Genomic DNA, 10,950 nt, shown 5'->3' with positions numbered 1-10,950 from the left:
CCCTCGGCCCGGACGTCCTCGCCCTGATGGAGCAAGGCCTCGCCCCCTTCGATGCGCTGGACAAGGTCCTCACGCGCAACGGCTACAGCCAATACCGACAGATCACCGCCATCGACCACCTCGGCCAGACCGCCCACTTCAGCGGCGCGCAAACCTTGGGCAACCACAACGCCGTGTCCGGCGAACAATGTGTGGCCGCCGGCAACATGCTCGCGAACCGGGGCGTGATCGAGGCGATGGTCGAGGCCTTCGAACACGGCGAAGGTCAACTCGCCGACCGTCTGCTCGCCGCGATGAAAGCCGCTATCGCCGCTGGTGGCGAAGCCGGGCCGGTGCATTCGGCAGCGATGGTGGTGGTCGGCGAACTGACCTGGCCGATCATCAATCTGCGGGTCGACTGGGCAGATGAAGACCCTATCGGCGGGTTGGAAAAACTCTGGGACGCCTACCGCCCACAAGTCCAGGACTACATCGACCGCGCCCTCGCCCCGGACAAATCCCCCGGCTACGGCGTCGCCGGAGACGACCGATGAGCAGCAGCCGCGACGTGCTGCAAACCCTGGTGGCGTTCGACACCACGAGCCGCGAATCAAACCTGCAGCTCATCGAGTTTGTCCGCGACTATCTCGCGAGTCTCGATGTGCCTTGTGAACTGATCTACAACGAGCAGCGCAGCAAGGCCAATCTGTTTGCCACGATCGGCCCGGCGGATAAGCCGGGCATCGTGCTGTCGGGACATACAGATGTGGTGCCCGTCGATGGCCAGCCGTGGACCGTTGCGCCGTTCGAACTGACCGAGCGCGATGGCAAGTTGTATGGTCGCGGTACGGCGGACATGAAGGGCTACATTGCTTGCGTGCTTGCCCTCGTTCCATCCTTGGTGAACGCGTCTTTGCGACTTCCGGTGCACATCGCACTTTCGTACGATGAAGAAGTCGGCTGCCTTGGCGTGCGCTCGTTGCTAAAAGCGCTGGAACAACGCCCGGTCAAACCGATGCTCTGCATCATTGGCGAGCCGACCGAACTGAAACCGGTACTCGGGCACAAAGGCAAACTGGCGATGCGCTGCGATATTCATGGCGAAGCGTGCCATTCGGCGTATGCGCCGCTTGGGGTCAATGCCATTGAGTACGCCGCCGAATTGATCGGCGAACTGGGACGAATCGGTAACCGACTGAAAGCGCCCGAGCATCACGATGCGCGTTTCGATCCGCCATTTTCCACCGTACAAACCGGTGTGATTTCCGGTGGCAAAGCGTTGAACATTGTCCCGGCCGATTGCCGGTTCGACTTCGAAATACGCGCGTTGCCCTCGCATGATCCAAGCGAAGTCGCCCAGGAATTGAAAGCCTACGCCGAGCAGCAAGTGCTGCCGCGAATGCGTGCGGTCAGTGAACAGAGCGAGATTTGCTTCAGTGAGTTGTCGGCGTATCCCGGATTGGCGACGGACGCCCACAGCGAAGCGGCTGAATTGATCGCTGCATTTTCCGGCTCCAGGGAATTTGGAACAGTGGCCTTCGGCACCGAGGGCGGCCTGTTCGATGCAGCAGGAATTCCCACCGTTGTCTGTGGCCCCGGGAGCATGGATCAGGGTCATAAACCGGATGAGTTCGTCAGCCTCGAACAACTCAATGCCTGCGACGCGATGCTGCAACGAATGCTCACATCCATCAGCCTGTAGAAGCCAGCTTGCTGGCGATGGCGGACTAACATTCAACACCTGTGTTGACTGACACTCCGCTATCGCGAGCAGGCTCGCTCCTACAGGGTTTTTGGGCGACCCGTGGACCTACTTTTTTTAACGTCTGTACCAACAAAACTACTAATTTATCTATCCCACCCCACCGCACATCATCAACTCCAACAAGAAAAGCGTCGCCCCACGCGGCGCTCACCGAAGTACGTCCACGTACTCAAAATTGCCTTGGAGTCCGTCATGGTTACCGCAGCAACAGCACCCGCCCCACTCATCGAAAAACACACCATCGGCTACGTGCCACCCGAAGATCGCCACGGCAAAACCCGTGACCTGTTCACCCTCTGGTTTGGCGGCAACATCGCCCCGCTGCCCATCGTCACCGGCGCCCTCGGCGTGCAGATGTTTCACCTCAACCTGGTGTGGGGCATTGTCGCCATCCTCGTCGGCCACCTGGTCGGCGGCGTGCTGATGGCACTGCACTCGGCGCAGGGCCCGCAGATGGGCATCCCGCAAATGATCCAGAGCCGCGCCCAGTTCGGTTCCCTCGGCGCGCTGCTGGTGGTGCTGATCGCCGGCATCATGTACATCGGTTTCTTCGCCTCCAACATCGTCCTCGCCGGCAAGTCCCTGCATGGCGTGGTCGACAGCGTGCCGGTGCCGGTCGGCATCGTCATTGGCGCCCTCGGCTCCGGCATCATCGGCATCATCGGCTATCGCTTCATTCACGTGCTCAACCGCATCGGCACCTGGGTGCTCGGCGCGGGTATCGTGCTTGGCTTCGGCTACATCTTCACCCACGTGCAGACCGCCGACTTCCTCACACGCGGCAGCTTCAACATTTCCGGCTGGCTCGCCACCGTGTCCCTTGCCGCACTCTGGCAGATCGCTTTCGCGCCCTACGTCTCCGACTACTCGCGCTACCTGCCGGCCAACGTGCCCGTCGCCGCAACCTTCTGGACGACTTATCTGGGCACAGTGCTCGGTTCCAGCCTTTCGTTCATCTTCGGCGCCGTCGCCGTCCTCGCCACGCCCGTCGGCATGGACACCATGGACGCCGTCAAACTCGCCACCGGCTCCATCGGCCCATTGATGCTCGTGCTGTTCCTGCTCAGCGTCATCAGCCACAACGCCCTCAACCTCTACGGCGCGGTGCTGTCGCTGATCACCCTGGTGCAAACCTTCGCCTACCGCTGGATCCCCACCGCCAAAAGCCGCGCCATCCTGTCGATCATCCTCCTCGCCGCCTGCTGCTTCGCCGCCGTCGGCGCCTCTGCCAACTTCATCGGCCACTTCGTCGACATGGTGCTGGTGTTGCTCGTGGTGTTGGTGCCATGGACCGCGATCAACCTGATCGACTTCTACGCCATCCACAAAGGCCAGTACGACATCAATTCGATCTTCAAGGTCGATGGCGGCATCTACGGCCGGTACAACCCGCAGGCACTGTTGGCGTACGCGATCGGGATCGTGGTGCAGATTCCGTTCATGAACACGCCGCTGTACGTCGGGCCGATTTCGCAGCACATCAATGGGGCTGACCTGTCCTGGCTGGTGGGCCTGATCATCACCTCGCCGCTCTACTACTGGCTGGCCAATCGCGACACCGCGTACAAGCGCCGCCTCTCCACCGGGAAACTGGCCAATAGCCTCTAACTCCCTCACATTTCAACCGCAATAAAAAACCGCATTAATGCGGTTTTTTATTGCTTGATCATATTATGCAGCTCCAAGATATTGACTATCACGCATAATAAAAACGCCAATAAAACCGTTATTGAAAATTTGACATGTCTCAGCAACTTTACACTCTAATAAAAAATTGATCTGGCTGATTTCAAAATTGTAACGCTGGCGTTGCACCGCGCCAGTGCCGCTTCAAAAAAACGATATATCCACCTGCCTGATTTTGGTGCAAAAATACATATTCTACTCATATGACCAAACGAAATAAGTTAGATATCCATCTGTTTTTATTGATGTTTTTTATTTGCAATTCACATATTGTCTTTTGGCACCTTCCTTGTAACCCCCACTCTTTATATTGCTGGCGCGAACTGTTCGAAATTCCTGTTAAAAAAAATGACAGTGCCAGGAAGATGTTTGTCTACACTCTTGGTTCTGCGATTGCTGGCCCGAAAAACACGTTGAACCAAACTGCCGCTTAGTTAGCCAAATAGAGCAACTGTCGGCCTGTGTGGCATGCCGACGGCCATCCGAAATCCGGGTATATGGGGAACTTACCAATGCGTATCAGCATATTTGGTCTGGGGTATGTGGGCGCTGTATGCGCGGGCTGTCTGTCTGCTCGCGGTCATGACGTAATCGGCGTGGATGTCTCGCAAGTCAAGATTGACCTGATCAACCAGGGTAAATCGCCTATCGTCGAACCCGGCCTGGAACCGCTGCTCGAACAGGGAGTGAATTCGGGGCGGCTACGCGGCAGCAGTGATGTAAAGGCGGCCGTGATGGACACGCAGATGTCGTTCCTCTGTGTCGGTACGCCATGCAAGAAGAATGGCGATCTGGATCTGGTCTACATAGAGTCGGTCTGCCGCGAAATCGGCGAAGCCCTGCACACCAAGGACAGTTGGCATACGGTGGTGGTGCGCAGCACCGTGCTACCGGGCACCGTCAAGAATGTGGTGATCCCGATACTGGAAGACTGTTCCGGCAAGAAGGCCGGGGTCGACTTCGGTGTGGCGATCAACCCGGAATTCCTGCGCGAAAGTACGGCGATCAAGGACTACAACTGTCCGCCCATGACAGTGATCGGTGAACTCGACCAACGCAGCGGTGACCTGCTCGCCTCGCTCTTTCAAGAGCTGGACGCGCCGCTCCTGCGCCGCAGTATCGAAGTGGCCGAGATGATCAAGTACACCTGCAATGTCTGGCACGCGACCAAAGTCACCTTCGCCAATGAGATCGGCAATATCGCGAAGGCTGCCGGCGTGGACGGTCGCGATGTGATGGACGTGGTCTGCCAGGACACCAAGCTCAACCTGTCGCGTTATTACATGCGCCCAGGTTTCGCGTTCGGCGGTTCCTGCCTGCCCAAGGATGTGCGTGCGTTGAATTACCGCGCCGGGCAGCTGGATGTCGAGCACCCGCTGCTGGCGTCGATCATGCGCAGCAATGCGGCGCAGGTTCAGCGAGCCTTCGACATCATCACCAGTTACGGCAAGCGGCGTATCGCCCTGCTCGGCCTGAGCTTCAAGGCCGGCACCGATGACCTGCGCGAAAGCCCGCTGGTGGAGTTGGCCGAAATGTTGATCGGCAAGGGCTACGACCTGCATATCTTCGATCGCAACGTTGAATACGCGCGCATCTACGGGGCCAACAAGGACTACATCGAATCGAAGATTCCGCACCTGGCTTCGCTGCTACGCGCTGACCTTGTGAAGGTGATCGACGAGGCGGAGGTGATTGTGCTTGGCAACGGTGACGAGTCCTTCAGAGCCCTCGCGCTTGAAGTGCCCGAGGGCAAGCAGGTGGTTGACCTGGTGGGTTTCATGCCACACACCAGTGACGATCAGCTCGAAGGCATCTGCTGGTAAGAGAGTCACCGAACTGCAACCCGGGCAATACGGGTTTATCGAACAGGAGTCACAAGTATGGCTGGTGCCAGGGATTACTTGCGCGAAGCGGCGGGCTGGCTGTTTTACGTCACCGCGTTGCTGGGGCTTGCACTGCTGCTGCCGCGCTCAGTGTTCGATCCCCAATCCAGGGACTTTCTCCTGTTGCTGGGGGCGGTCGGTATCTGGCGTTATTCGATGGGGGCTGTCCATTACCTTCGGGGGCTGCTGTTCCTTTATGTGGTGTTCCCCTACTACAGACGCAAAGTTACCCGGCTCGGCAGCATTGCCGACCCGTCGCACGTGTTTTTGCTGGTCACCAGTTTTCGGATCGAGGCGTTGACCACGGCGCAGGTGTACCGCTCGGTGATTGAAGAGGCCATCGGTTGTGGTTACCCGACCACGGTGGTCTGTTCCATCGTCGAGCTCGCCGATGAATTGCTGATCAAGGCGCTCTGGGACAGCTATACCCCGCCGGAGCAGGTCAAGCTGAGCTTCGTGCGGATTCCCGGCACCGGCAAGCGCGATGGCCTGGCCAATGGTTTCCGGGCGATCTCCCGGCACGTGCCGGACGCCGATGCGGTGGTGGCCGTGGTCGATGGCGACACCGTGCTCTCCGCCGGGCTGGTACGTCAGACCGTGCCCTGGTTCAAGCTCTTTCCTAACGTCGGCGGGTTGACCACCAATGAGTTCTGCGAGGTACGCGGCAGCTACCTGATGAGCGAATGGCACAAGCTGCGGTTCGCCCAGCGGCACATCAATATGTGCTCGATGGCACTGGGCAAGCGGGTGCTGACAATGACCGGGCGGATGTCGGTGTTCCGCGCCCAAGTGGTGACCGATCCCGGATTCATTCAAGACGTTGAGCGCGATTATCTGCAGCACTGGCGCCTGGGGCGTTTCCGCTTTTTGACCGGCGATGACAAGTCCAGTTGGTACAGCCTGATGCGGCTGGGTTACGACACCTTTTATGTGCCCGATGCAGCGATCAACACCGTCGAGCATCCCCCGGAAAAGAACTTCATCAAAGCCAGCCGCAAGCTGATGTTCCGCTGGTATGGCAATAACCTGCGGCAGAACTCACGGGCCCTGCACCTTGGCGTGCGGCGGCTGGGCTGGTTCACCTCGCTGGTGTTGCTCGACCAACGCGTATCGATGTGGGCCAGCCTGCTCGGGCCGTCGGTGGCGATCATTGCCAGCCTCAAATACAGCATCGCCTACTTGCTGATTTATGTGCTCTGGATCGGCGTGACGCGCCTGATCCTGAGTCTTCTGTTGCTGGCGTCGGGGCACCCGGTCGGGCCGGCTTATCCCCTGATTCTCTATTACAACCAGCTGGTCGGCGCCATGGTGAAGATCTATGTGTTCTTCCGTCTCGACCAGCAATCGTGGACGCGCCAGAAAACCAAACTCGACCGTGGGCTGGCGAGCTATCAGCGCTGGTTCAATACCTGGTCGTCGCGGGCCATGACGTTTTCGGCGGGCAGCGTGTTTTGCGCGCTGCTGATGTGGATTGTGTAGTGCAGGTGTCAGGGCCGTGGCAGGCCGTGCCGGATCGGACTCAATCGATGGGAAGGAACGCGTTATGAACACAGCTTTTGTTGCTGTTGATGACAATGTCGTGCACGAGTCGGAGGTGCAGCGTCAGCATGCGCGGCTGACTCTGCCGGCGAGGATCAAGTTTCACGGGCCGGACCGGGAGCCGTTCGATTGCGAGCTGATCGACTTGTCAGCCGGCGGATTCAGCCTGAGTCAGCCGGGTACAACGCTGATCGTGGGCCGGCAACACAAAGGCAAATTGGTGTTCCAGGTCGATGCACTGGGGTTTGCCATCGACGTGGAGTTTGTCGTGCGCTCGATTAACGACGAGGGGCAGCGCATAGGTTGCGAGTTTCAAAACCTGCGCCCTCGTGCGATTTCCGCCTTGCGTTACGTGATCACCTCTTACCTCTCGGGCGGGGTGATCAGCCTGGGTGACATGCTCTCGACCCAGCAGCGCGACAACTTCACCAAGCCGCGAAAGCACGAAAGCGGCCACGGCATGGGCATTCTCGCTCGCGTGCGGGCCACCGCGGTAAGCCTGCTGATGTTCCTGGTGGGACTGTTTGCCTTTGGTTATGTGGTGCACCAGTTGTATGGCATTTATTTCGTCACCCATGCCGAATCGGCGCGGGTCAATGTGCCCGGCCAGTTGATCGGTCTGCCGCGCGACGGCAGCGTCAATTCGTTGGTCAAAGTCGGGTCGGTGGTGGCCAAGGGCGCCCCGCTGGCGACCTTTTCCGCCTCGCTGCTGGATGTGATGAAAGGCAACCTGCCGCCCGGACAGGCGACCCCGGAAAACCTTGAGCGCCTGTTCAGCCGAACCCTGCAAGGTTCGCTGACCAGCCCTTGCGATTGCCGGGTGGTGTCGCAACTGGTGCCGGACGGCCAGGTCGTCGGCAAGGGCACCACGGTGTACGAGTTGATGCCGATCGACGGTGTGGCGACCATCGAGGCGCGCTTCCCCTACAAGAATTTTGCCAAGATCCAGCCCGGCAAAGCGGTGAGCTTCCAGTTGATCGGCGAAGAACAGCCACGCGCGGGCAAAATCACTGCGGTGGCGCTGGACAACGGCGGCCTGGCCTCGGACCTGCGGGTCACCATTGAGCCTGACAGCCCGTTGCAAACCGATCAGGCCGGGAGGCCGGTGGAGGTCAGTATCGAAGACCTGCAAGGCAATGTCTGGGTGCAGAGTGCCTCGGCGGCCAATGCCTGGGTGAAAAACACCTGGGCGAATAAAGTCATGGCGGCCGGAAAATGAACGGCGCATGGCGATCGGGGCTGCGGTTTTCCGCGCTGGCCGCGGCCCTGACAATGATTCATGGGTGCGGCACCCTCCCCGATCAAGGCTTGGCGCGCGAGGCCATGGCGCGCGGCGATTATGAAACGGCTCGCAAGAACTACGCGCCGCTGGCCGAGGACGGCTATGCCGACGCCCAGGCCGGAATGGGCGACTTGACGGCCTCGGCGGGCGACCCCGCGAGCCTGAAAGAGGCTGAGGGATTGTACCGGCAGGCCGCGCCGGAATCGGTCAAGGCGCAGTCACGTCTGGGCCGCGTGTTGCTTCGTCAGGGACCGACGGATCCCAAGCAAGTGCAAGAGGCCCGGCAATTGCTGGAAGGCGCGCTGGACAAAGGCGAGTTCAGTGCAGTGGTGCCGCTGACCTTGTTGTACCTGGGGTACCCGCAACTGACGCCGGGGGTGGATCCGCAACAGAAGGTCAACAGTTGGCGCGCCCAGGGCATTGTCGAGGCAGACATGGCGCAAATCCTGATTTACCGCAATCAGGGCACCTATAACGCTCACCTGCCGCAGATCGAGCAGATGTGCCGGGCGAGACTGGCATTACTCGATGCCTGTTATGTAGAGCTGGCCACTATCAACCGAATGCGCGCCCAGCCCAAGGCGCAAGCCGACTTGCTGGCGCAGTTGCGCCAGGGTTGGCGTGAGGGACGAGTCGCGCCCTTGCGGGTCGAGTCGGTGGCGCGCGTTCTGTCGACGCCGACACTCGAAGGCCCGGCCGATCCGCAAAGCGCCCAACGCCTGCTCGAAGAACTGGCACCCGACTATCCACCGGCCTGGACCAGCCTGGCGCGGCTGATCGACGACTACCCCGCCCAAGGCGATGCGCCGCAATTGCTCTCGGCCTTGCAGCGCGGGCGCGAAGCGGGCGATCCACGGGCGGAACTGCTGACCGGGCGCTTGTATTACCTCGGCAAATGGCTGCCGCAGGACCCGCGCCTGGCGCAAGAGCACCTGCTCAAGGCGGCCGCCGCCGGTGAAGTCGGAGCACATTACTACCTCGGCCAGTTGTACCGGCGCGGTTATCTGGGCCAGGTCGAACCACAGAAAGCGCTGCAACACTTGCTGCTGGCAGCACGCAACGGTTCGCCCAATGCCGACCTGGCGCTGGCGCACATGTTTTCCGATTCACGCGGGGTCAAGGTCAATCGAATCAATGCCTTTGTCTTTGCGCAACTCGCGCAACGCCAGGGCGTGGTAAATGCGGGGCCAGTGCTGTCGGCCGTGCAGTCGGGGATGACCCCGGCAGAGAGGAAAATCGCGCAGCCCTTACTTGAGGAAGAAGCTCAGGCCCGTCTGACGGGCGCGGCTCTCGCCAGGCTGCAAACTCCGGAAAATGGACAGGACTTACTATGAAACAAGCACTGTTGGCAGGTTATGGTCTGGGAGTTTCGCTGATGTGCAGCGCCGGTCTGGTGCTGGCGGCGGAAGTGGCGCCGAAGAATTTCGGCCTGGATGTGAAGATTACCGGCGAGTCGCAGGACGACCGGGACCTGGGCACTGCACCCGGTGGCACCCTCAACGATATTGGCCTCGACCTGCGCCCCTGGGCCTTTGGCCAATGGGGCAACTGGAGCGCCTATGTGATGGGCCAGGCGGTAGCGGCAACCGACACCATCGACACCGACACCGTGAACAACGGCGTCGACGACAGCAACACCCGTGAAGCGGATGACAGCTACCTGGCGCTTCGCGAATTCTGGGTCGACTATTCAGGCATCACGGCCTATCCGGGCGAGCATCTGCGCCTGGGGCGCCAGCGTCTGCGCGAGGACAGCGGCGAGTGGATGGACACCAACATCGAAGCGCTCAACTGGACCTTCGAAACCACGCTGCTGCGCAGCCACGTCGGCGCCGCTCAACGCTTTTCCGACTACCGCACCGACCTGGACGACCTGGCGCCGGAAGACAAAGACCGCTCCCATGCCTTCGCCGACATCTCTACGCAATGGACGCCCAACAATTGGGTCGGCTTGCGTGTACATCACTCGGAAGACAGCGGCAATCTGCCGGACCCCGGTGACCGGCTCGACACACTCGACAAGACCACCACCGGCAGCCTGACCTGGGTCGGCCTTGAAGCGAACGGTGACGGCTACAACTATCGCTCGACGATGCCGGTCAATTACTGGATCAACGCAACCTGGCTGACCGGCGATCGCGACAACCTCAACAGCGTGATCGTCCCTTCCGGCGATCGAATCGCGACAGGCCACACCAGCGGCGACGTCAATTCCTGGGCCGCGGACCTGGGCTTGCGCTGGAACATCGATGACGCCTGGCGCCTCGGTGCTGCCGCCGCCCGTGGCGATGGCGGCGGCAACGACCAGGAGAACCAGTTCCAGCAAACCGGCCTGCAAAGCAACCGCTCGAACTACACCGGCACGCGCTCACGGGTACACCGCTTCGGCGAAGCCTTTCGCGGTGAACTGAGCAACCTCCAGACCGCGACCCTGTTCGGCGCCTGGTCGTATCGCGAGGACTACGACGCCAGCCTCGTCTACCACCGCTTCTGGCGGGTCGACGACCAGACGGAAACTGGCGACGACGGGATCATCAATGCGGCGCTGGTGGACGGCGAGAAGGACCTGGGCCAGGAAGTCGATCTGGTCATGACCAAGTACTTCAAGCAAGGCCTGTTGCCCGCGAGCATGGTGGATTGGGTCGACGAACCCTCGGCACTGATCCGTCTGCGCCTGGGCGTGTTCTTCCCCGGTGACGCCTACGCCAACGACACCGATTCGAGCATGCACCGGGCGTTCATCGATTTCATCTGGAAAATCTAGGACCCGGTGGCTGCCCGCGCTGAAGCCATCGCGGGCACCGGCACATTGATCA

At 60.4% G+C, this 10,950-nt stretch carries 8 protein-coding genes; all 8 read left to right on the top strand.

What is annotated here, in order from left to right; all coding sequences use genetic code 11:
• On the top strand, nucleotides 1-533 hold a 533-nt coding region (locus tag KGA97_RS22365), incomplete at its 5' end, for a DUF1028 domain-containing protein (RefSeq protein WP_223481520.1).
• Nucleotides 530-1,681 (top strand): acetylornithine deacetylase, encoded by a 1,152-nt coding sequence (argE, locus tag KGA97_RS22360; protein WP_223481519.1) that lies wholly within the window; start codon nucleotides 530-532, stop codon nucleotides 1,679-1,681. The genes KGA97_RS22365 and argE, both read left to right, overlap by 4 nt.
• A 255-nt stretch (nucleotides 1,682-1,936) precedes the next feature.
• Nucleotides 1,937-3,352, top strand: coding sequence for a purine-cytosine permease family protein (locus tag KGA97_RS22355; protein WP_192228286.1), 1,416 nt, complete (start codon nucleotides 1,937-1,939; stop codon nucleotides 3,350-3,352).
• A 590-nt stretch (nucleotides 3,353-3,942) separates the two neighbouring features.
• Nucleotides 3,943-5,253 (top strand): nucleotide sugar dehydrogenase, encoded by a 1,311-nt coding sequence (locus KGA97_RS22350; RefSeq protein ID WP_008027175.1) that lies wholly within the window; start codon nucleotides 3,943-3,945, stop codon nucleotides 5,251-5,253.
• Between the two features lie 57 nt (nucleotides 5,254-5,310).
• Nucleotides 5,311-6,792: a glycosyltransferase family 2 protein gene (locus KGA97_RS22345; RefSeq protein WP_223481518.1), complete on the top strand. Its 1,482-nt coding sequence runs from the start codon at nucleotides 5,311-5,313 to the stop codon at nucleotides 6,790-6,792.
• Between the two features lie 64 nt (nucleotides 6,793-6,856).
• On the top strand, nucleotides 6,857-8,071 hold the full coding sequence (locus KGA97_RS22340) for an alginate biosynthesis protein Alg44 (protein WP_223415517.1): 1,215 nt from the start codon (nucleotides 6,857-6,859) through the stop codon (nucleotides 8,069-8,071).
• Between the two features lie 104 nt (nucleotides 8,072-8,175).
• Nucleotides 8,176-9,468 (top strand): alginate biosynthesis protein AlgK, encoded by a 1,293-nt coding sequence (locus KGA97_RS22335; RefSeq protein WP_223481517.1) that lies wholly within the window; start codon nucleotides 8,176-8,178, stop codon nucleotides 9,466-9,468.
• Between the two features lie 41 nt (nucleotides 9,469-9,509).
• Complete coding sequence (locus KGA97_RS22330) at nucleotides 9,510-10,898, top strand: alginate export family protein (protein ID WP_223481521.1); 1,389 nt, start codon at nucleotides 9,510-9,512, stop codon at nucleotides 10,896-10,898.
• Nucleotides 10,899-10,950 lie beyond the last annotated feature (52 nt).

Origin of the sequence: Pseudomonas sp. BF-B-15 (genome assembly GCF_019946675.1) — a bacterium.
In the GTDB taxonomy this organism is placed as follows: domain Bacteria; phylum Pseudomonadota; class Gammaproteobacteria; order Pseudomonadales; family Pseudomonadaceae; genus Aquipseudomonas; species Aquipseudomonas migulae.
Note: the sequence above shows the minus strand (reverse complement) of the source record. Positions and strands in the feature narration are given on the sequence as shown.

Excerpts from the sequence above, each read along its gene's own strand:
- argE (WP_223481519.1), top strand. The coding sequence starts at position 530 with ATGAGCAGCAGCCGCGACGTGCTGCAAACCCTGGTGGCGTTCGACACC.
- KGA97_RS22355 (WP_192228286.1), top strand. The coding sequence starts at position 1,937 with ATGGTTACCGCAGCAACAGCACCCGCCCCACTCATCGAAAAACACACC.
- KGA97_RS22350 (WP_008027175.1), top strand. The coding sequence starts at position 3,943 with ATGCGTATCAGCATATTTGGTCTGGGGTATGTGGGCGCTGTATGCGCG.
- KGA97_RS22345 (WP_223481518.1), top strand. The coding sequence starts at position 5,311 with ATGGCTGGTGCCAGGGATTACTTGCGCGAAGCGGCGGGCTGGCTGTTT.
- KGA97_RS22340 (WP_223415517.1), top strand. The coding sequence starts at position 6,857 with ATGAACACAGCTTTTGTTGCTGTTGATGACAATGTCGTGCACGAGTCG.
- KGA97_RS22335 (WP_223481517.1), top strand. The coding sequence starts at position 8,176 with ATGGCGCGCGGCGATTATGAAACGGCTCGCAAGAACTACGCGCCGCTG.
- KGA97_RS22330 (WP_223481521.1), top strand. The coding sequence starts at position 9,510 with ATGTGCAGCGCCGGTCTGGTGCTGGCGGCGGAAGTGGCGCCGAAGAAT.